Origin of the sequence: Ideonella sp. A 288, from assembly GCF_002198735.1 — a bacterium.
In the GTDB taxonomy this organism is placed as follows: Bacteria; Pseudomonadota; Gammaproteobacteria; order Burkholderiales; family Burkholderiaceae_C; genus Pseudaquabacterium.
Genome location: NZ_MWLO01000076.1, coordinates 1 through 19,142, shown reverse-complemented (window position 1 = coordinate 19,142; position 19,142 = coordinate 1). Strand labels below are relative to the sequence as shown.

Sequence of the window (19,142 nt, the reverse complement as noted above, 5' to 3'; positions counted from 1 at the left end):
CAGTGGGTGGGGCCCGCGCTGCCGGTTGCGCAGGCCGCAGGCGCCTCAGCGCGGCCGCAACTGGTCCGGCCGCACGCGCGAGGCCAGCATCGGTTCGGCGGTGTCGGTGTCCACCGGCCGGCCCTCGCCGTCGACCAGCGGCTGCTCGAAGTCGTTCCAGCCGCGCACGCCGGTCTTCAGCGACACGACGTCTGCGTAGCCCATGGTCTGCATCAGGTCGGCGGCCAGCACCGAGCGATTGCCCGACCGGCACACCACCACGACGGTCCGGCCGGTGTCCCCCGCGAGCTCGGGCACGGTGTCGTCGTAGCCCCAGTCGCAGGCCGCCTCCAGCACGCCGCGTGGCACGTTGATCGACCCGGCGATGTGCGCCTGGGCGAACTCGGCGGGCTCGCGCACATCGACCAGCAGCGGTGACGGGGATGCGGCGAGGCGGTCGCGCAGATCCCAGGGCATGAGCTCGCGCACGCGCTGCAGGGCGTCGGCGATCAGGTCGGCATAGCGCTTCATCGGGGGTTCCTCGTGCCCGTGCGACACGCGAGCGTAGCGCGGCTGCTGCGTTGGCCGCTGTCACAATGTGGTCGCATGAAATGGCTCAGATTCCAGCGCGGTGGCCACGCCGCATTCGGCACGCTCGAGGGTGACCAGGTTCGGGTTCACGAGGGCGACATGTTCGGTGCCTGCGCGCCCACCGCCGAGCGGCTGCCGGTGGCCGGCATCGAGTGGCTCACGCCCTGCCAGCCCGGCAAGATCATCGGCCTGTGGAACAACTTCCGCGCCGCGGCCGAGAAGAACCAGTGGGCCGAGCCGGCCGAGCCGCTGTACTTCCTGAAGGCCAGCAGCAGCGCGCTGGCGCATGGGCGGCCGATCCCAGTGCCCGCGGCCTACGACGGCCGCGTGGCCTACGAGGGTGAGCTGGCCATCGTCATCGGCCGCCGGGCCCGCGCGGTGTCGGTGGCCGATGCGCCGGCGCACATCTTCGGCTACACCTGCGCCAACGACGTGACGGCGATGGAGCTGATCGGACGCGATCCCAGCTTCCCGCAATGGGCACGGGCCAAGGGCATGGACGGCTTCGGCGCCTTCGGCCCGGTGGTCGAGACAGCGTTCGATGCCGCCACCGCCTCGCTGCGCACGCTGGTGGGCGGCCGCGAGCGGCAGAACTACCCGTTGGGCGACATGTTCTTCCCGCCGGCCGAACTGGTGTCGCGCCTTTCGGCCGACATGACGCTGGAGCCGGGCGACCTGATCCTGTGCGGCACCTCGCTGGGCGTGCTGCCGATGAAGCCGGGCACCACCGTCGAGGTGGTGATCGACGGCATCGGCACGCTGGCCAACACCTACGGCGGCTGACGGTCAGCCCAGCGGCTGCACCTCGAGCCGGCCGCGCTGCTGCTGCAGCGTGCGGCCGAGCAGGGCGGTGACGGCGTAGACCGCCGCGATGTGCGGCGTGGCCACGCCGGTGATCCGGCCCAGTTCGAGCACCGAGCCGACCAGCGCTTCCAGCTCGAGCGCACGGCCGCGCTCCACGTCCTGCAGCATCGAGGTCTTGTGCGCGCCCACGGCCTCGGCGCCGGCGATGCGCTTGTCGATCGAGATCTTGAACTGCACGCCGAGCTGTTCGCCGATGGCCTGGGCCTCGGCCATCATCGCGGCGGCCAGGTCGCGCGTGGGCCCGAAGCGGCAGATGCCTTCCAGCGTGGCGTGCGACAGCGCCGAGATCGGGTTGAAGCACAGGTTGCCCCACAGCTTGACCCAGATCTCGCCCCGGATGTCCTTGCTGACCGGGGCCTTGAAGCCGGCCTTCATGAGCGACTGCGACAGCGCGTCGATGCGCTCGCTGCGGCTGCCGTCGAGCTCGCCGAGGGTGAAGCGGTTGCCCTCGATCAGCTTGACCACGCCAGGCGCCACCAGCTCGGCCGCCGGGTAGACCACGCTGCCGATAACCCGCTCGGGCTCGATGGCGGCGGCCAGCGCGCCATCGGGATCGACGCTGGCCAGAGCGCGCCCGTCGAAGGCGCCGCCCAGCTTGTGGAAGTACCACCAGGGCACGCCGTTGATCATCGTGACGACCATGGTGTGCGGCCCGAACAGCGCGCGCAGCCCTGGCACCACGTCGCGCAACTGGTGCGCCTTCAGGGTGATCAGCACCACGTCCTGCGGGCCGGCCTGTTCCATGTGCTCCACCGCGCGGGCGGTGGGGGCGTGCTCTTCGGTGCCGTCCTCCAGGATCAGCCTGAAGCCGTTCGCGGCAATGGCCGCCAGGTTCTGGCGGCGGGCGATGAAGGTGACGTCCTCGCCCGCACGGGCAAGCTTGGCGCCCAGGTAGCCGCCGATGGCCCCGGCGCCGACGATGGCGTATTTCATGGCGAGAAGGCTCCTTGCGTGGGGACAGCCATGGTCAGCGGAAGCGCTCGCGCACCATGCCCACCAGTGGCGATAGCAGCATGACGAGGGCCAGTGCCATCAGGCTGCCGACCAGCGGGTTGGCCCAGAAGATCGACAGCTGGCCCTGCGACGACAGCATCGACTGGCGGAAGTTGGTCTCGGCCATGTCGCCCAGCACCAGGGCCAGCACCAAAGGCGCCAGCGGGTACTTGAGCTTCTTGAACAGATAGCCGAAGACGCCGAAGACCAGCATCATCGCCACGTCGAACATCGAACTGTGCACCGTGTAGGCGCCGATGGCGCAGACGACGATGATCACCGGCGCGATCACCGAGAACGGGATGCGCAGGATGGCCGCCCACCAGGGCACGGTGGTCAGCACCACCAGCAGGCCGACGATGTTGCCCAGGTACATCGACGCGATCAGGCCCCAGACGAACTCCTTCTGCTCGACGAAGAGCATGGGGCCCGGCTGCAGGCCCCAGATCAGCAGGCCGCCCAGCAGCACCGCGGCGGTGGGCGAACCGGGGATGCCCAGCGTGAGCATCGGCAGCAGCGCGGCGGTGCCGGCGGCGTGGGCGGCCGTCTCGGGCGCCACCACGCCTTCGATCGCGCCCTTGCCGAAGGTCTCGGGCTTGCGCGACAGGCGGCGGGCCATGCCATAGCTCATGAACGAGGCCGGCGTGGCGCCACCCGGGGTGATGCCCATCCAGCACCCGATGGCGGTGGCGCGCAGGAAGGTGCGCCAGTGCTTGAGCAGTTCGCGCCAGGTCTGCAGCACCACCTTGGGGTCGATGCGCGCGCTCTTGCCCTTGAACGACAGGCCTTCTTCCATCGTGAGCAGGATCTCGCCGATGCCGAACAGGCCGATCACCGCGATCAGGAAGTCGAAGCCCTTCAGCAGCACCGTGGTGCCGTAGGTCATGCGCAGCTGGCCGGTGACCATGTCCATGCCCACGGCGGCCAGCGCGAAGCCCAGCAGCATGGCGGCCAGGGTCTTGAGCGGTGGCTCCTTGCTCATGCCGACAAAGCTGCAGAAGGTGAGGAACTGCACCGCGAACATCTCGGCCGGCCCGAAGTTCAGCGCGAAGCGCGCCAGCAGCGGTGCCAGGAAGGTGATCAGGATCACCGCGAACAGCGCGCCGACGAAACTGGAGGTGAAGGCCGTGGTCAGCGCCTGCGCGGCCTTGCCCTGCTGGGCCATCGGATAGCCATCGAAGGTGGTGGCCACCGACCAGGGCTCGCCCGGGATGTTGAACAGGATCGACGTGATCGCCCCGCCGAACAGCGCGCCCCAGTAGATGCACGACAGCATGATGATGGCCGACGTGGGGTTCATCGAGAAGGTGAGCGGCAGCAGGATGGCCACGCCGTTGGCGCCACCCAGCCCCGGCAGCACGCCGATCAGCACGCCGAGCAGGATGCCCAGCACCATGTAGCCCAGGTTCGGCAGCGTCATCGCGATGCCGAAGCCGTGCATGAGATTGCCCAGTTCATCCATGGCGGAATCCTTGCGGGGTCACAGGCCGAGCCACTCTTCCAGCGGGCCCTTGGGCAGGGGCACGAGGAACCAGCGCTCGAAGACGAGGAACAGCAGCACCGTGACGCCGCCGGCGATCAGCACCGACGGGCCCCAGCCGAAGCGGCCATGGCGGCGCATGAAGTAGACGATCAGCGCGGCCGACGAGGCGTAGATGCCCGCCGGCCAGATGAGCAGCGCGTACAGCACCATCGGCCACAGCACCGCCCACACCATGCCGGCCTCGGTGTAGCCGACGAACTCGCGGTCGTCCTCGCGCCAGGCCAGCACCTGCTGCACCACGATGCCGGCCGCGGCCAGGGCCAGCCCGATGCCGATGAAGAACGGAAAGTAGCCCGCGCGGGGGCCGTCTTCGGCCCAGCCGTGGCCCACGCGCAGGCTGTCGGCGATCACCAGCCCGGCGAGCAGCAGCAGCACCAGGGCCACCAGCACCTCGGGCAGGCGCGTCAGCACGATGCGACGCGGTTCTTGGTCTTCCGACAAGGCAGTCTCCTGGATCGATCTGGTCGTGGTCTTCGTCGCGGGCCGGGTGCCGGCCGAGGGTCATTTGGCGATCAGCTTCGCCTCGCGCATCAGCAGCTTGTGGAAGCTCTCGGCCTTGTCCAGCCAGGCCGTGAACTCGGCACCGGCCATCTGCGAGTCCTTGAAGGCGCCCTTGGCCATGAAGTCCTTCCACTCGGGCAGCGCGCTCACGCGGGTGAAGAGCTGCACGTAGAAGGCCACCTGCTCTGGCGTGGCGTCGGGCGGGGCAAAGATGCCACGCAGCATCAGGTATTGCACCGGGATGCCCACCGACATGCAGGTGGGAATGTCGCTCCAGCCCTGGCCGCCGGCCACCTTGCCCGGGTTGGCGAGCCGCGCGCCATCGAACACGCACAGCGGCCGCACCTTGCCGGCGCGCCATTGGGCCTCGGCCTCGATCGGGTTGTTGACCGTGGCGTCGACCTGCCCGGCCACCAAGGCGGCGACCACGTCACCGCCGCCCTTCAGCGGCACATAGCTCAGCCTGCCGCCGACCGCGGCCTCCAGCAGCACGCCGACCAGTTGGTCTTCCTGCTTGCTGCCGGTGCCCCCCAGCTTGATCGACCCGGCCGGTTGCGTGCGCAGCGCGCCGATGAACTCTTGTGCGGTCTTGTGGGCCGAGTCGGCCCGCACCCACAGCACGAACTGGTCGAGCGCGAGCATCGTCACCGGTTTCACGTCGCGCCAGTTGAAGGCCAGCCCGGTGGCCAGCGGCGTGGTGAACAGGTTGGACAGCGTGATCGCCAGCTTGTTCGGGTTGCCGTGCGAGGCCTTCAGGTCGAGCAGGCCCTCGGCGCCGGAGTTGCCCGCCTTGTTGACGACCAGCATCGGCTGCTTGAGCAGGCCGTGCCGGGCGATCGTGGCTTGCAGAAAGCGGGCCATCTGGTCGGCACCACCGCCGGTGCCGGCCGGCACCACCAGCTCGACCGGCGCCGTCGGCTCCCAGGCCGCGGCCGGCCCGCCGGACAGCAGGCCGACGGCCAGCGCAGCCGCAACAAGGACCGGGGTCCGGCCGGAAGGCACACGCGGCCTCACGGCTACTGCGCCATGAAGCCGGCCTTCTTCATCAGCTCGCGGTGCATCTGCTCGGTCTTGCCCAGCCAGTCGAAGTAGGCGTCGCCGGTTAGCGCCGTCTGGCGGAAGGCGCCCTTTTCCATGAACTCCTTCCAGTCGGGGGTGGCCCGCACCTTGGCCATCAGGTCGACGTAGAAGGCCTGCTGTTCCTTGGTGACGTTGGGCGGCATGAAGATGCCGCGCAGCATCACGTACTCGGCAGAGATGCCGGCCGAGCTGCAGGTGGGCACGTCCTGCCAGGACATGCCGTGCGACAGCTTGGTGGCGTAGGGCAGGCGGTCCTTGTCGAACACGCACAGCGCACGCAGCTTGCCGGCACGCCAATGCGATTCGGCCTCGATCGGGTTGTTCACCGTCGCCGTGACGTGGTTGCCCACCAGTTGCACGGCCACCTCGCCGCCGCCCTTGTAGGGGATGTAGGTGAGCTTCTTGCCGGCCACGCCCTCGAGCATCACGGCGATGATCTGGTCTTCCTGCTTCGAGCCGGTGCCGCCGATCTTGAGGGTGTTGTTCGGTTGGGCCTTGGCCGCTTCGATGAAGTCCTTGGCCGACTTGTACGGTGACTCGGCGTTGACCCACAGGATGAACTGGTCGAGCGCCATCATCGACACCGGCGTCATGTCGCGCCAGTTGAACGGCACCCCGGTGGCCAGCGGCGTGGTGAACAGGTTCGACAGCGTGATGATCAGCTTGTGCGGGTCGCGCGACGCGCCCTTGACCTCGAGGAAGCCTTCGGCGCCAGCGCCACCGCCCTTGTTGACGACGACGATCGACTGCTTCATGAGCTTGTGCTTGGCCACCACGCCCTGGATGAAGCGGGCCATCTGGTCGGCGCCGCCACCGGTGCCGGCGGGCACGACGAACTCGACCGGCTTGGCGGGTTCCCAGGCCGCCTGGGCGGCACCGGCCACGGCGGCCAGGGTCAGGGTGCTCAGCAACTTCTTCCAACGGAACGTCATTCGTGGATCTCCTCGGGTGTCGTGTGGGGTCGGGCGGGGGGCACGGTCGCGGGCCACCCCACGCGGGCTGGTGCACCCCGCGGGATGGTCGGGCAGGGTTCAGCCCAGGCCGAGTTTCTGGGCCAGGCCGATGCGCTGCAGCTTGCCGGTGGCGCCCTTCGGGATCTCGGCCATGAACAGGATCTTCTTGGGCACCTTGAAGTCGGCGGCGCGGGTGGCCACGAAGGCCTGCAGCTCGCGCTCGGTGAGCGAGGCACCGTCTCGAAGCACCACGCAGGCGGCCACCTCCTCGCCGAGCTTGGGGTGCGGCATGCCGAAGCACACCACCTGCGCCACGGCCGGGTGGTCCATGATGATCTCGTCGACCTCGCGCGGGCTCACCTTCTCGCCGCCGCGGTTGATGATCTCCTTCAGCCGGCCGGTGAGGCTGATGTAGCCCTCGTCATCGATCTGGCCCTGGTCGCCGGTGCGGAACCAGCCGTGGGTGAAGGCCTCTTCGTTGGCCTTCGGGTTGCTCTCGTAGCCGGCGGTGACGTTGGGGCCGCGGATGACGATCTCGCCGATGGCGCCGGCCGGCAGCAGCGTGCCGTCCTCGGCCATGATGGCCACTTCGGGGCCGGCGGCCAGGCCCACGCTGCCGGGCTTGCGCACGGCCGGCGGTAGCGGGTTGGAGGCCATCTGGTGCGTGGCCTCGGTCATGCCGTAGGCCTCGATGAGTGGCGCCTTGAAGACCTCTTCGAGTTCCTTGATCACCTGCGGCGGCATCGACGACGACGACGAGCGCATGAAGCGCAGCGGGTGGCGGGCGATGACCTCGGCATTGCCCTTGGCCCGGGCGACGATGGCCTGGTGCATGGTGGGCACGGCCGTGTACCAGGTGGGCTTGGCCTCGTCCATCCACGCAAAGAACTTCAGCGCATTGAAGCCCGGCGTGCAGAACACCTGCGAACCGGCCGACAGCGGCGCCAGCACGCCGGCGATCAGGCCATGGATGTGGAACAGCGGCATCACGTTGAGACCGCGGTCGCCAGCGCCGAACTGCAGCGTGCGGGCGATGTGGCGGGCGGACGCGCACAGGTTGCGTTGCGACAGCGGCACGATCTTCGGCCGCGAGGTGGTGCCCGAGGTGTGCAGCACCATCGACACGTCCTCGGGCTGGGCATAGGTGGGCGCCGCGGCCGGCGCGGCGGTGGCGCCGTCGCGGGGTTTCAGCGTGAAGGTGCCGGCCGGGGCGCCGTCGGCCACCACCAGGTCGATCACGCGCACGCCCAGCTTCTGGGCCACCTCGATGGCCGGGGAGGTGCTGCCGGCCTCGACCAGCAGCGCCTTGGCGTGCAGGTCGGACAGGTAGAACTCGAACTCGTCGGCCCGGTAGGCCGGGTTCAGCGGCGCACTGGCCACGCCGCAGGCGCAGGCCATGAAGGCGGTGGCCATCTCGGGGCCGTTGTTGACGACGATGGCCACGCGGTCGTTGCGCCCGATGCCCAGGCCATTGAGCTGGGCCAGCGTGTCGGCCACCAACTGGCGCAGGCCGCCGAAATCGAGCGCCGGGCGGCCCGGGGCGGTGACGGCGGCGGCGCCATCGGCTCCGGCGGACAAGAGGGCGATGAGGGATTCGGTCGACATGGGAGGAAAGGAGCGCCGTTCGGCAGCGTCATGGACAGGACCGAAGGGTTATACCCTCACCGGTTCGAGGGTCGTGCCCGTGCATTCACCTACCGATCCGGTTTGTCCGTGTGGCTGGTGTGTCACGAAGTGACGGCAGAGGGCGCCCAGATAGAATTTGCCCCTTGCGCATCGGCCGTGATGGCCGCCCCGACGACGCACAGCCACGGACGAACCGAACCCCCATGAAAGCCGCTGAGATCCGCTCGACCTTCCTGAAGTTCTTCGAATCGAAGGGCCATGCCATCGTCGCCTCGTCGCCGGTGATCCCGGGCGACGACCCCACGCTGCTGTTCACCAACGCCGGGATGAACCAGTTCAAGGACGTGTTCCTGGGCTTCGACAAGCGGCCTTACAGCCGGGCGACCACCAGCCAGAAGTGCATCCGCGCCGGCGGCAAGCACAACGACCTGGACAACGTGGGCTACACGGCGCGGCACCACACCTTCTTCGAGATGCTGGGCAACTTCTCGTTCGGCGACTACTTCAAGCACGACGCCATCCAGTACGCCTGGGAACTGCTCACCGTCGACTTCAAGCTGCCCAAGGACAAGCTCTGGGTCACCGTCTACGCCGAGGACGACGAGGCCTACGAGATCTGGAACAAGACCGTCGGCGTGCCGGCCGAGCGCATCGTGCGCATCGGCGACAACAAGGGCGCCCGCTACGCGTCGGACAACTTCTGGATGATGGGCGACACCGGCCCCTGCGGTCCCTGCACCGAGATCTTCTACGACCACGGCCCCGACGTGGCCGGCGGCCCCCCGGGGTCGGACGAGCAGGACGGCGACCGCTACATCGAGATCTGGAACAACGTCTTCATGCAGTTCAACCGCACCGAAGACGGCGTGATGCACAAGCTGCCCAAGCCCAGCGTGGACACCGGCATGGGCCTGGAGCGGCTGGCCGCGGTGCTGCAGCACGTGCACAGCAACTACGAGATCGACATGTTCGTGCGGCTGCTCGCGGCGGCCAAAAACGCGGTCGATTTTGCGATTCCGCAAAGCCGAGACATCCCTCGCACTGGTGACGAAGAGTACCGCGCGTCTCCCGGCTGCGACAAGGACTCGCCCAGCCTGAAGGTCATCGCCGACCACATCCGCGCCTGCGCCTTCACGGTGACCGACGGCGTGATCCCGGGCAACGAGGGCCGGGGCTACGTGCTGCGCCGCATCGCCCGCCGCGCCATCCGCCACGGCTACAAGCTGGGCGCGCGCAAGCCCTTCTTCCACACCCTGGTGGCACCGCTGGCCGTGGAGATGGGCGAGGCCTACCCCGAGCTGCGCCGCGAGATGGACCGCACCACCGCCGTGCTGAAGGCCGAGGAAGAGCGCTTCTTCCAGACCATCCACCACGGCATGGAACTGCTGGAGGCCGCGCTGGCCGATGGCGCCACCACCATCGATGGCGACACCGCCTTCAAGCTGCACGACACCTTCGGCTTCCCGGTCGACCTGACCGGCGACGTGTGCCGCGAGCGCGGCGTCAAGGTCGACGAGGCCGGCTTCGCGGTGGCCATGAACCGCCAGCGCGAACAGGCGCGCGCGGCGACCAAGTTCAAGATGGCCGCCGGGCTGGAGTACACCGGCACGCCGACCACCTTCCATGGCTACGAGCACCTGCAGTGCGACACCTCGAAGGTGACCGCGCTGTACGTGGACGGCAGCCCGGTGGCCAGCGTCGAGGCCGGCGACGACTGCGTGGTCGTGCTCGACCACACGCCGTTCTACGCCGAGAGCGGCGGCCAGGCCGGCGACACCGGCGAGCTGCGCAATGCGGTGGCCCGGCTGCTGGTGGAGGACACCACAAAGATCCAGGCCGACGTCTTCGGCCACCAGTGCCGGGTGGTGGAAGGCCGCCTGGCCGTGGGCGACACGCTGGCCGCCAAGGTGGACGCCGAGCGCCGCGCCCGCACGGTGCGCAACCACAGCGCTACCCACCTGATGCACAAGGCCCTGCGCGAGGTGCTGGGCCCGCACGTGCAGCAGAAGGGCTCGCTGGTCAACGCCGAGCGCACCCGCTTCGACTTTGCGCACAACGCGCCGATGACCGACGCGCAGGTGCGCCAGGTCGAGGCCCTGGTCAACGCCGAGATCCTGGCCAATGCCGCCGCCACCGCGCAGGTGATGGCGCTGGACGACGCGCAGAAGTCCGGCGCGATGATGCTGTTCGGCGAGAAGTACGGCGAGACCGTGCGCGTGCAGACCATCGGCTCCAGCAAGGAACTGTGCGGCGGCACCCACGTGCAGCGCAGTGGCGACATCGGCGTCTTCAAGATCGTCGCCGAAGGCGGCGTGGCCGCCGGCATCCGCCGCGTCGAGGCCGTCACCGGCGACAACGCGCTGGCCTACCTGCAGCAGCTCGAGGCCACCGTCGGCGGCGTCGCCGGCACGCTGAAGGTCACCCCGGCCGAGGTGCCTGCCCGCGTGGGTGCGGTGCTCGACCAGGTGCGCGCGCTCGAGAAGGAGATCGCCGCACTCAAGGGCAAGCTGGCCAGCGCCCAGGGCGACGAGCTGATGGGCCAGGCGGTGGACGTGGCCGGCATCAAGGTGCTGGCCGCGGTGCTGCAGGGCGCCGATGCCAAGACGCTGCGCGAGACGCTGGACAAGCTGAAGGACAAGCTCAAGTCCGCGGCCATCGTGCTGGCCGCCGTCGACGGCGGCAAGGTGCAGCTGGCGGCCGGCGTCACCGCCGACCGCACCGCCAAGGTCAAGGCGGGCGAGCTGGTCAACTTCGTCGCCCAGCAGGTGGGCGGCAAGGGCGGCGGCAAGGCCGACCTGGCGATGGCCGGCGGCACCGATGCGGCGGCGCTGCCCGCGGCGCTGGCCTCGGTGGTGGCCTGGGTGCGCGAACGTGCCTGAGCCGGCGCGCGCAACGGCCCTCGACCCGGCGGTGCGCATCCGCCGGGTCACGACGGCCGATGCCACTGCCATGGCCGAGGTGATGGGCCACCCCGACGTGCTGCCGCAGCTGCTGCAGCTGCCCTACCCGAGCGCAGAAGTGTGGGCCGCGCGCCTGGCCGAGATGCTGGCGCCGGGCCGCAACGACCTGCTGCTGATGGCCGAGCTGCAGGACGCCGGCGGCCACTGGTCAGTGGTCGGCAACGCCGGCCTGCACCCCTGCGGCCCGCCGGTGCGCCGCCGCCATGCCATGAGCCTGGGCATCGCGGTGCTGCCGCGGGCGCAAGGGCAGGGCGTGGGCCGCGCGCTGATGCAGGCGCTGTGCGACTTCGCGGACGATTGGGCCCAGGTGCTGCGCATCGAACTCGGCGTGTACGCCGACAACGCCCGCGCCATCGCGCTCTACCAGCGCTTCGGTTTCGAGGTGGAGGGCCGACAACGCGGCTACGCACTGCGCGGCGGCGAGTATGTCGACACCCTGATGATGGCGCGGCTGCACCCGAACCCGCCGCGCATCGGCGGCTGGGTCGCGTCGCCCACGGGTTCGCCGCCCGACGCCTGAGCAGGAATTCGCACCACGCGTTCGCGTGGGCAGGGCGTGCCACGGGGAACGGCCGGCGGGGTGACAATCGACCTCCCGACCGATCCGACGACCCCACCATGAAGCCCGTGCGCCACAGTACCGAAGACGACATCGCCGCACTCGAGGCCGTGTGCGAGCGCCTGGCCAACTTCGGCGCCGACGTGTCGCTGGAGTGGGTGGACGGCTTCCTCACCGCCCTGGTGGCGGGCCGGCGCATCGTGCAGCCGGCCGAATGGCTGCCGGCGATGTTCGGCGAAGACTTCGAGCGCGCCTACGGCGACCCCACCGAGGTGGCCACCGCGATGGAGGCACTGACCGGCCGCTGGAACATCCTGGCCAACCAGCTCGACCCCGAATCGCTGATGGACGAGCCCGACGCGATGCGGCTGACCCCGCTGATGATCACCTACGACGAGGCCGCCCGCGCCGAGGTGGTGGCCGCCGGGCAGATCACCGCCGAAGAGGCCGAGGACCTGCTGCAGACCGGCGCCGGCTGGTGCGACGGTTTCCAGGCCGCGATGGAGGCCTTCCCCGACGACTGGCCCGAGCCCGACGTCGACAGCGAGGAAGGCCGCTGGTACGACGACTGCCTGACCCGCGTGCTGGCGCTGTCGCTGCCCAAGGCCGAACTGGCCGCCTACGTGGCCGAAGCCTACCCCGGCGAGGAACTGACCCGCGACCAGCTGATCGACGACGCCTGTTTCGGCGTGCAGGACCTGCGCCTGTACTGGCTCGACCACGCGCCCAAGCCCGAGCAGCGCCGCGTCGAACCCACCCCCGGCCGCAACGACCCCTGCCCCTGCGGCAGCGGCAAGAAGTTCAAGAAGTGCCATGGGGCGACGGCCTGACGGCCAGCGGCGGCGTCCCCGCCTCGCCTGAGGTTAGGCCTCATGGGAACCGTCATGCCCCAGCTTCTCCGCAAGCGCTTTGCGGAACTCGACGCGCAAGCTTCTGAACTGGCCAAGACAAGAGCCATCAGCCGTGACTTCAATGGCGGCACAGACGAGAACGTTGATCACGAACAGTTCCTCGCGTGGTGTGTCAAGTCGAGGAATCTTCTGGTTTCCGTTTGCGGGCAAGACTCGGAGCACTACAAGGCCTTTGTGGAGGCCGAGAGCTACTCGTCGTGGTCAGGCAACCTGAAGAACTTCTCGCGCAAGCGAGCGGTGTTCGGAGCAGCGAGGTGGCCATACGAAACAGCGCGGCACATGGCGACCACGCGGCGTTCACGAAGACAGATGTCGATTCAATGATCGATGAAATCGGTCGGCTTGTTGGGCAGTGGCTCTCGTGAGCGATCGAGGCCAACATGTCGCTCAACCGGGGCCGCTGCGGCATGGCACCCTGGCCGTACGACCGCCTTGGTCCATCATCGGCCGCACGGCCAGGGCGCCATGCCTCTGCGGCCCGATCAGCTCTACTGTCGACAGGGCACTGCGAACGCGGCTGCAGGGTGATCCCTCGGCTGGTTGGTGAAGAGACCGGGCTGGTAGGAAAAGGCCGCAGCGTTGCGCCAGCCTCACATCTGGCGACTGGATCGACCACCTGCCGCGCGTCCATGCGCTGTGGCAGGCGATGACCGGTGTCGAACCGAGCGAGACGGCGGATGGCCGGGCGTTGCCCGTGGACGGCACGAACCGGCGCGACAGGCTTCAGGTCCTTGCGCGCACCGCCCCATCAACCCTCGCCGCGTCAGCCGCCCCGCAACCAGTTCTCCACCACCAGGCCCGGCACCCGCGCGAAGTGCCGCACGTTGTCCGTGACCACCACGGCCCCCAGTGTCAGCGCATGTGCAGCGATCATCTCGTCGGCCATGCCGATACCGGCGCCTTGGCCCTGCAGCTCGGCACGCAAGCGCGCAAACTCGTCGGCAGCCGGGTCGTCGAAGGGTGCGGACCGTGCGATGCGCAGGAAGCCTTCGACCAGTTGCGCCAGCCGCGTGGCACCGGGCTTGCGGCGCACGCCGAACATCAACTCGGCCCGCGTCACCACCGATATGCACCATTGGGCGGGGTCGAGCGCTTGCAGTCGAAGGTCGAGGTTGGCGCGCTGCGCGATCACCGCCGAGGCGATGCTGGTGTCCAGCAGGTACAGCGTCATTCCTTCCAGTCCTCGAACGGATCGCGCGCACGGTCGGGCTGGTTCATCGGCCGGTCGAGCATGAAATCGTCCGCCTCGGGCACGGCGCCGAGCCGGTCGCGCAAGGCCATGAAGTCGGCCCAGGTGCCCGCCGGGCGGGTGGACAGGATCACGTCGCCGGTGCGCTCGTCGCGCCGGACGTACACCTGATCGACGTCGAAGCGAAATTCCGCCGGCAGCCGCACAGCCTGGCTGCCGCCGTTGGTGAAGAGCCTGGCGGTCTTGGGGGTCATGGGCACCTCGCCGAAAATATGTAGATACGAAAGTATATATCTGTGCCGATGCGCGCAGCAGCGGAACGATTCACCCATCCAAGGGTCCACCCTCAGCCCCGCTCGCCGCACAATCCGGCCACTGCATTGCGCCGGACCGCCCCCCACCAATGACCATCGGCTTCGCCCTCAACGAGGTGCTCCTGATCGCCACGCTCGTCACCGGCGCGCTGAGCCTGCTGTGGTGGCGCCTGCGCCGCAGCGGCAGTGCCCACCGCCTGCGCTGGGTGGGCTGGGGGGCCGAGCTGTTCACGGTGGTGGCGCTGATCTTCACCTGCCGGGTGGCACTGGCCGACTGGCAGCGGGTGCCGTCGGCGTCGATGGAGCCCACGCTGCGCGTCGGCGACATGCTGCTCATCAACCACCTGGCCTACGGCCCGCGGCTGCCCTTCACCAACACGGCCCTGCCGCTGGGCACGCCGCAGCGCGGCGACGTGGCGGTGTTCCGCTTTCCGAAGAACGTGTCGCAGTTCTATGTCAAGCGCATCGTGGCGCTGGCCGGCGACCGCGTGCAGTACCGTGACGGCGTGGTGGCCGTCAACGGTGCGCCGCTGCAGGCCGACGACCTGGGCTGGGGCGAGCACCCGGCCGACCTGGGCCAGCGCCTGCTGCGCGAGGCGGGGCAGGGCCGCACCCACTCGATCAAGCTCAACCCCTTCGTGCTGGGCCGGCTGCCGCTGTCGATCGGCGCGCCGCACTGCACCGAACTGCGGGCCGGCGCCTGGGACTGCACCGTGCCGGCCGGCCACCTGCTGGCGCTGGGCGACAACCGCGACCGCTCCGAGGATTCGCGCGCCTGGGGCTTCCTGCCCGAGGCCGAGGTCTATGGCCGCGTCGACCGCGTGATCTTCAACTACCGCGAGGCCAAGCGCTTCTGGCACCGGGTGTCGTGAGCGGCTGACCCCGCGGCTGACCCGGCGACGGATGCGCCGCGTGGCGGTGCAGGCCCTGCGCTACAGTGCGCGGCCATGGACACCCCCCAACTTGCCGGCCGGCACATCGTGCTGGGCCTTTCCGGTGGCGTTGCCTGCTTCAAGGCCGCCGAGCTGACGCGTGAGCTGGGCCGCGCCGGCGCCACCGTGCAGGTGGTGATGACCGAGGCGGCCGAGGCCTTCATCACCGCCGTCACGATGCAGGCGCTGTCGGGCCGGCCGGTGTTCACCAGCCAATGGGACGCGCGCGAACCCAACAACATGGCGCACATTAACCTCACCCGCACGGCCGATGCGGTGCTGGTGGCGCCGGCCTCGGCCGACTTCATCGCCAAGCTGGCGCAGGGCCGGGCCGACGACCTGCTGTCCCTGCTGTGCCTGGCACGGCCCATCGAGCGCTGTCCGCTGCTGCTGGCCCCGGCGATGAACCGCGAGATGTGGGCCCACCCGGCCACGCAGCGCAACGTGGCCCAGGCCGCGGCGGACGGCGCCACGGTGCTGGGCCCGGCCGCCGGCGACCAGGCCTGCGGCGAGGTCGGCGACGGGCGCATGCTCGAGGCCACCGAACTGCTGGACGACCTGGGGGCCTTCTTCCAGCCCAAGGTGCTGGCCGGCCGCCGGCTGCTGATCACCGCCGGCCCCACCTACGAGGCCATCGACCCGGTGCGCGGCATCACCAACCTATCGTCCGGCAAGATGGGCTTCGCCATCGCGCAGGCGGCCCGCGAGGCCGGTGCCGAGGTCACGCTGGTGGCCGGCCCGGTGCACCTGCCCACGCCGCGCCACGTGCGCCGCATCGACGTACGAAGCGCGCAGCAGATGCACGACGTGGTGCTGCCGCTGGCCGCGTCGCACGACGTGTTCGTGGCCACCGCCGCGGTGGCCGACTGGCGGCCGGCGGCGTCGGCCGAGCAGAAGATCAAGAAGGACGGCTCCGGCCAAGTGCCGACGATCGCGATGACCGAGAACCCCGACATCCTGGCCACCGTGGCCCGGCTGCCGCAGCCGCCCTACTGCGTGGGCTTCGCGGCCGAGAGCCACGACCTGGTGCGGCACGCGCGCGAGAAACGTCTGCGCAAGCACGTGCCGCTGATCGTCGGCAACCTGGGGCCAGCCACCTTCGGCCGCGACGACAACACGCTGGTGCTGGTCGATGCCCAGGGCGAGCGCGAGCTGCCCACGGCCGGCAAGCTGAGCCTGGCGCGCGAGCTGGTGCGCGAGATCGCGGCGAGGCTGGCGCCATGACGACGATCGACGTGAAGGTGCTCGACGCGCGCATGGCCGAGCACCTGCCGGCTTATGCCACGCCGGGCAGCGCGGGCCTGGACCTGCGCGCCTGCCTCGACGCGCCGCTGGTGCTGGCGCCGGGCGAGGCGGCCTTGATCCCCACGGGCCTGTCCATCCACATCGGCGACCCCGGCCTGGCGGCGATGCTGCTGCCGCGCTCGGGCCTGGGCCACAAGCACGGCATCGTGCTGGGCAACCTGGTCGGCCTGATCGACAGCGACTACCAGGGCCCGCTGATGGTGAGCTGCTGGAACCGCGGCCAGGCCGCGTTCACCGTGCAGCCGATGGAGCGCATCGCGCAGATGGTGATCGTGCCGGTGGTGCAGGCGACGTTCCGGCGCGTGGAATCGTTCGACGCGTCGGCGCGGGGCGAGGGCGGTTTCGGGTCCACCGGCCGCGGCTGATCGGCCGCACTGCTGCCGCGTGCCTGCGGCGCTCAGTGCAGGTGCTGCGACGGCAAGGCGGGGGACAACACGCTCAACTCGCCATCGGCCACCGAGCGCGCCTCGAGTTCGTCTTCGGTGGCGGCGCGCACGGCCACCACCTTCACCTGCAACTGCAGCGCCATGCCGGCCAGCGGGTGGTTGCCGTCGAGCACCACGTGCGAGGGGTAGATCTCGGTGATGGTGTAGATGGCGTCGGGCGGCATGCCCACGGTCTGGGCGCCTTCGGGCAGGCCGTCGAACTGCATGCCTTCCTCGATGCCTTCGGGGAAGACAGCGCGGTCCTCGAAGCACACAAGCTCGGGCAGGTACTCGCCGAAGGCCACTTCGGGTTCGAGGTGCAGGTGGGTTTCGAAGCCGGCCGCGTGGCCCAGCAACGCTTCTTCGAGCTTGGGCAGCAGGTCGTCGCCGCCAAAGTAAAACTCGATCGGGTCGATGAGCTCATCGATGGGCGCGCCTTGGCCATCGGCCATGGTCCACGTGAGGCTGACGACGCAGGGGGCGGTGATCAACATCAGGGAATGATCGCATATCCGGGGCCACAATCCGAGCATGAACGTCGACGCTCCCACACCGCTCCTGGGCGGTCTTTCGCCCGCCGCCTTCATGCGCCGGCACTGGCAGAAGAAGCCCCTGCTGGTGCGGCAGGCCTGGCCCGGCGCGACGCCGCCGATCGACCGCGCCGCGCTGTTCGACCTGGCCGGACAAGAGGGCGTGGAATCGCGTCTGCTCACCTGCTTCGACGGCGGCTGGAAGTTGCGCCACGGCCCGTTTGCCCGCCGCGCCTTGCCCGCGGTCAAGCGCGCCGGTTGGACGCTGCTGGTGCAGGGGCTCGACCTGCACCTGGATGCCGCGCACCAGATGCTGTCGCGTTTCCGGTTCGTGCCGGCGTCGCGCCTGGACGACCTGATGATCTCGTACGCCACCGACGGTGGCGGCGTCGGGCCGCACCTCGATTCGTACGACGTGTTCCTGCTGCAGGTGCACGGGCGGCGCCGCTGGCGCATCGGGCCGGTGGCCGACGGCAGCCTCGTCGACGGCCTGCCGGTGAAGATCCTGCGCCATTTCGAGCCCACGCAAGACCTGGTGCTCGACCCCGGCGACATGCTCTACCTGCCACCGCTGTGGGGCCACGACGGCATCGCGGTGGGCGAGTGCATGACCTGCTCGGTGGGCTTCCGCGCGGCCACTGCCACCGAACTCGCGCGCGAGGTGCTGGTGCGCCTGGGCGAGGACCTCGAAGCGCCGGCGCGCGAGCTCATCTATCGCGATGCCGCGCAACCCGCCACGGCCACGCCGGGTCGGCTGCCGGCGTCGCTGCAGGTGTTTGCCGAGAAGGCCTTGCAGCGCGTGCTGGCCGATCCGCGGGCCCTGGCGCGGGCGATCGGCGGCGTGGCCAGCGAGCCCAAGCCGCAGGTCTGGTTCGACACGAAGGACGATGTCCAGCCGTTGAACGACGTGGCCATCGCGCTGGACCGGCGCACGCGCATGATGTACGACGACCACCACGTGTTCATCAACGGCGAGGCCTTCCGGGCCGCCGGGCGCGATGCGCGGCTGATGGCGCAACTGGCCGACCAGCGCGGGTTGCCGGCCAGCGCGATGGTCCAGCTGAGCGCGCCGGCACGAGCGCTGGTCGACGAATGGCACGAGGCCGGTTGGCTGCACCCGGCCTGAGCTGTGGAGGACCCAGCCCGTGAGCACCGACGCTGCACCCTCGGCTGATCAGGACGGGCGTCAGGCGTTCACCGATGCCCTGCGCGAACTGCTCACCAACCTGCCCGGGCAGGGCTTGCACGAGATGTGGTGGGTTGACGAGTCGTTCGAGGCGTGGCCGCTCGATGAACCTGCCGTGCTCGAGGCGCTGAGCCGCTGGAGCCGAGTGCCTGGCCGGCGGCTGCACATCGTGGGCAGTGATTTCGAACTGACGGCGCGGCGCCATCCCCGCTTCGCGGCCTGGCGCCGCGATCGCGCGCACGTGACGGAGGCCTGGCGCCCGCTGCCCACCGAGCGCACCGACCTGCCGGTGCGCCTGCTGGCGGGCGATCGCGGCGTCGAACTGCTCGATCGCGTGCATTGGCACTGGCGACGGGTGGACGACCGGGCGACGCTCGTCAATCTGATGTCATCCACCGCCGATCTGTTGCATCGATGCGAATCGGCATGGCCAATAACCACCTTGGGTCTGTAGGTATCTACCCCAGGGCTGCTAGAATCATGGGCTGGAGTCGGAAGGGCTCGAGCTTTCCGAGTCTGGTTCCAAGGACAAGTCCCCCAGGACGAGTCCGATTCGATACCGGTATTTCGTCGACACTTTTCACTGAGGACACAAATGAACAAGTCGCTCCTGCTGGCTTCCCTGGTTGCTGCCCTGGCCCTGACCGCCTGCGGCAAGAAGGAAGAAGCCCCCGCTCCGGCTCCCGCCGCTGCCCCCGCCC

The 19,142-nt window shown here is 69.6% G+C and carries 20 protein-coding genes; 10 read left to right on the top strand and 10 right to left on the bottom strand.

Annotated features, from left to right (window positions below):
• Nucleotides 1-45: 45 nt before the first annotated feature.
• Nucleotides 46-510, bottom strand: a complete 465-nt coding sequence (locus tag EOINJALH_RS06300; RefSeq protein WP_088279469.1) for a rhodanese-like domain-containing protein — start codon at nt 508-510, stop codon at nt 46-48.
• A 75-nt stretch (nt 511-585) separates the two neighbouring features.
• Here EOINJALH_RS06300 and EOINJALH_RS06295 point away from each other — a divergent pair, with 75 nt between their 5' ends.
• Nucleotides 586-1,353, top strand: a complete 768-nt coding sequence (locus EOINJALH_RS06295; protein WP_088279468.1) for a fumarylacetoacetate hydrolase family protein — start codon at nt 586-588, stop codon at nt 1,351-1,353.
• 3 nt (nt 1,354-1,356) lie between these two features.
• Here EOINJALH_RS06295 and EOINJALH_RS06290 read toward each other — a convergent pair whose 3' ends face one another.
• From EOINJALH_RS06290 to EOINJALH_RS06265, 6 genes are all read right to left on the bottom strand, one after another.
• The gene (locus tag EOINJALH_RS06290) at nt 1,357-2,367 is read right to left on the bottom strand and encodes a 2-dehydropantoate 2-reductase (RefSeq protein WP_088279467.1); all 1,011 of its coding nucleotides are present in this window, start codon (nt 2,365-2,367) and stop codon (nt 1,357-1,359) included.
• Nucleotides 2,368-2,401: 34 nt separating this feature from the next.
• Nucleotides 2,402-3,889 (bottom strand): tripartite tricarboxylate transporter permease, encoded by a 1,488-nt coding sequence (locus tag EOINJALH_RS06285; protein WP_088279466.1) that lies wholly within the window; start codon nt 3,887-3,889, stop codon nt 2,402-2,404.
• Between the two features lie 18 nt (nt 3,890-3,907).
• A complete protein-coding gene (locus EOINJALH_RS06280) occupies nt 3,908-4,411 on the bottom strand; it encodes a tripartite tricarboxylate transporter TctB family protein (protein WP_234413687.1) in 504 nt (167 codons plus the stop codon).
• 60 nt (nt 4,412-4,471) lie between these two features.
• Nucleotides 4,472-5,473, bottom strand: a complete 1,002-nt coding sequence (locus EOINJALH_RS06275) for a tripartite tricarboxylate transporter substrate binding protein (protein ID WP_088279483.1) — start codon at nt 5,471-5,473, stop codon at nt 4,472-4,474.
• Between the two features lie 14 nt (nt 5,474-5,487).
• Nucleotides 5,488-6,483: a tripartite tricarboxylate transporter substrate binding protein gene (locus tag EOINJALH_RS06270; RefSeq protein ID WP_088279465.1), complete on the bottom strand. Its 996-nt coding sequence runs from the start codon at nt 6,481-6,483 to the stop codon at nt 5,488-5,490.
• A gap of 99 nt (nt 6,484-6,582) precedes the next feature.
• A complete protein-coding gene (locus EOINJALH_RS06265; protein ID WP_088279464.1) occupies nt 6,583-8,109 on the bottom strand; it encodes an acyl--CoA ligase in 1,527 nt (508 codons plus the stop codon).
• 224 nt (nt 8,110-8,333) lie between these two features.
• On the opposite strand from EOINJALH_RS06265, the gene alaS reads away from it, so the two are divergent.
• The 4 genes from alaS to EOINJALH_RS31080 all read left to right on the top strand — a co-directional run bounded on the left by alaS (nt 8,334) and on the right by EOINJALH_RS31080 (nt 12,884).
• The gene (alaS, locus tag EOINJALH_RS06260) at nt 8,334-11,009 is read left to right on the top strand and encodes an alanine--tRNA ligase (RefSeq protein ID WP_088279463.1); all 2,676 of its coding nucleotides are present in this window, start codon (nt 8,334-8,336) and stop codon (nt 11,007-11,009) included.
• A complete protein-coding gene (locus EOINJALH_RS06255; protein WP_199873178.1) occupies nt 11,002-11,610 on the top strand; it encodes a GNAT family N-acetyltransferase in 609 nt (202 codons plus the stop codon). Before alaS ends, EOINJALH_RS06255 begins: the two co-directional genes overlap by 8 nt.
• Nucleotides 11,611-11,708: 98 nt before the next feature.
• Nucleotides 11,709-12,479, top strand: coding sequence for a UPF0149 family protein (locus EOINJALH_RS06250; protein WP_088279461.1), 771 nt, complete (start codon nt 11,709-11,711; stop codon nt 12,477-12,479).
• 42 nt (nt 12,480-12,521) lie between these two features.
• The gene (locus EOINJALH_RS31080) at nt 12,522-12,884 is read left to right on the top strand and encodes a hypothetical protein (protein WP_234413686.1); all 363 of its coding nucleotides are present in this window, start codon (nt 12,522-12,524) and stop codon (nt 12,882-12,884) included.
• Between the two features lie 439 nt (nt 12,885-13,323).
• On the opposite strand, the gene EOINJALH_RS06245 is transcribed toward EOINJALH_RS31080, so the two are convergent.
• Entirely contained in the window at nt 13,324-13,731 is a 408-nt protein-coding gene (locus EOINJALH_RS06245) for a type II toxin-antitoxin system VapC family toxin (RefSeq protein ID WP_088279460.1), read from the bottom strand.
• Nucleotides 13,728-14,003 (bottom strand): antitoxin, encoded by a 276-nt coding sequence (locus EOINJALH_RS06240; protein WP_088279459.1) that lies wholly within the window; start codon nt 14,001-14,003, stop codon nt 13,728-13,730. Before EOINJALH_RS06240 ends, EOINJALH_RS06245 begins: the two co-directional genes overlap by 4 nt.
• Before the next feature lie 149 nt (nt 14,004-14,152).
• Between EOINJALH_RS06240 and lepB the strand changes: the two genes are divergently transcribed.
• The 3 genes from lepB (at nt 14,153) to dut (ending at nt 16,665) form a co-directional block, all read left to right on the top strand.
• Nucleotides 14,153-14,935 (top strand): signal peptidase I, encoded by a 783-nt coding sequence (gene lepB, locus EOINJALH_RS06235; RefSeq protein ID WP_088279458.1) that lies wholly within the window; start codon nt 14,153-14,155, stop codon nt 14,933-14,935.
• A gap of 75 nt (nt 14,936-15,010) precedes the next feature.
• Nucleotides 15,011-16,219, top strand: a complete 1,209-nt coding sequence (coaBC, locus tag EOINJALH_RS06230; protein ID WP_088279457.1) for a bifunctional phosphopantothenoylcysteine decarboxylase/phosphopantothenate--cysteine ligase CoaBC — start codon at nt 15,011-15,013, stop codon at nt 16,217-16,219.
• On the top strand, nt 16,216-16,665 hold the full coding sequence (dut, locus tag EOINJALH_RS06225) for a dUTP diphosphatase (protein WP_088279456.1): 450 nt from the start codon (nt 16,216-16,218) through the stop codon (nt 16,663-16,665). The genes coaBC and dut overlap by 4 nt, the downstream gene beginning before the upstream one ends.
• A gap of 32 nt (nt 16,666-16,697) precedes the next feature.
• Here the strand turns inward: dut and EOINJALH_RS06220 are convergent, their stop codons facing one another.
• On the bottom strand, nt 16,698-17,219 hold the full coding sequence (locus EOINJALH_RS06220) for a peptidylprolyl isomerase (RefSeq protein ID WP_088279455.1): 522 nt from the start codon (nt 17,217-17,219) through the stop codon (nt 16,698-16,700).
• Between the two features lie 37 nt (nt 17,220-17,256).
• Between EOINJALH_RS06220 and EOINJALH_RS06215 the strand changes: the two genes are divergently transcribed.
• Complete coding sequence (locus EOINJALH_RS06215; protein WP_088279454.1) at nt 17,257-18,381, top strand: cupin domain-containing protein; 1,125 nt, start codon at nt 17,257-17,259, stop codon at nt 18,379-18,381.
• 19 nt (nt 18,382-18,400) lie between these two features.
• Nucleotides 18,401-18,895: a hypothetical protein gene (locus EOINJALH_RS06210; protein ID WP_088279453.1), complete on the top strand. Its 495-nt coding sequence runs from the start codon at nt 18,401-18,403 to the stop codon at nt 18,893-18,895.
• The last annotated feature ends 247 nt before the right edge of the window (nt 18,896-19,142 follow it).

What these genes read in the sequence shown, in the direction of transcription:
- EOINJALH_RS06300 (WP_088279469.1), bottom strand. Translation starts at nt 510, where the DNA reads ATGAAGCGCTATGCCGACCTGATCGCCGACGCCCTGCAGCGCGTGCGC.
- EOINJALH_RS06295 (WP_088279468.1), top strand. Translation starts at nt 586, where the DNA reads ATGAAATGGCTCAGATTCCAGCGCGGTGGCCACGCCGCATTCGGCACG.
- EOINJALH_RS06290 (WP_088279467.1), bottom strand. Translation starts at nt 2,367, where the DNA reads ATGAAATACGCCATCGTCGGCGCCGGGGCCATCGGCGGCTACCTGGGC.
- EOINJALH_RS06285 (WP_088279466.1), bottom strand. Translation starts at nt 3,889, where the DNA reads ATGGATGAACTGGGCAATCTCATGCACGGCTTCGGCATCGCGATGACG.
- EOINJALH_RS06270 (WP_088279465.1), bottom strand. Translation starts at nt 6,483, where the DNA reads ATGACGTTCCGTTGGAAGAAGTTGCTGAGCACCCTGACCCTGGCCGCC.
- EOINJALH_RS06265 (WP_088279464.1), bottom strand. Translation starts at nt 8,109, where the DNA reads ATGTCGACCGAATCCCTCATCGCCCTCTTGTCCGCCGGAGCCGATGGC.
- alaS (WP_088279463.1), top strand. Translation starts at nt 8,334, where the DNA reads ATGAAAGCCGCTGAGATCCGCTCGACCTTCCTGAAGTTCTTCGAATCG.
- EOINJALH_RS06250 (WP_088279461.1), top strand. Translation starts at nt 11,709, where the DNA reads ATGAAGCCCGTGCGCCACAGTACCGAAGACGACATCGCCGCACTCGAG.
- EOINJALH_RS31080 (WP_234413686.1), top strand. Translation starts at nt 12,522, where the DNA reads ATGGGAACCGTCATGCCCCAGCTTCTCCGCAAGCGCTTTGCGGAACTC.
- EOINJALH_RS06245 (WP_088279460.1), bottom strand. Translation starts at nt 13,731, where the DNA reads ATGACGCTGTACCTGCTGGACACCAGCATCGCCTCGGCGGTGATCGCG.
- EOINJALH_RS06240 (WP_088279459.1), bottom strand. Translation starts at nt 14,003, where the DNA reads ATGACCCCCAAGACCGCCAGGCTCTTCACCAACGGCGGCAGCCAGGCT.
- lepB (WP_088279458.1), top strand. Translation starts at nt 14,153, where the DNA reads ATGACCATCGGCTTCGCCCTCAACGAGGTGCTCCTGATCGCCACGCTC.
- coaBC (WP_088279457.1), top strand. Translation starts at nt 15,011, where the DNA reads ATGGACACCCCCCAACTTGCCGGCCGGCACATCGTGCTGGGCCTTTCC.
- dut (WP_088279456.1), top strand. Translation starts at nt 16,216, where the DNA reads ATGACGACGATCGACGTGAAGGTGCTCGACGCGCGCATGGCCGAGCAC.
- EOINJALH_RS06220 (WP_088279455.1), bottom strand. Translation starts at nt 17,219, where the DNA reads ATGTTGATCACCGCCCCCTGCGTCGTCAGCCTCACGTGGACCATGGCC.
- EOINJALH_RS06215 (WP_088279454.1), top strand. Translation starts at nt 17,257, where the DNA reads ATGAACGTCGACGCTCCCACACCGCTCCTGGGCGGTCTTTCGCCCGCC.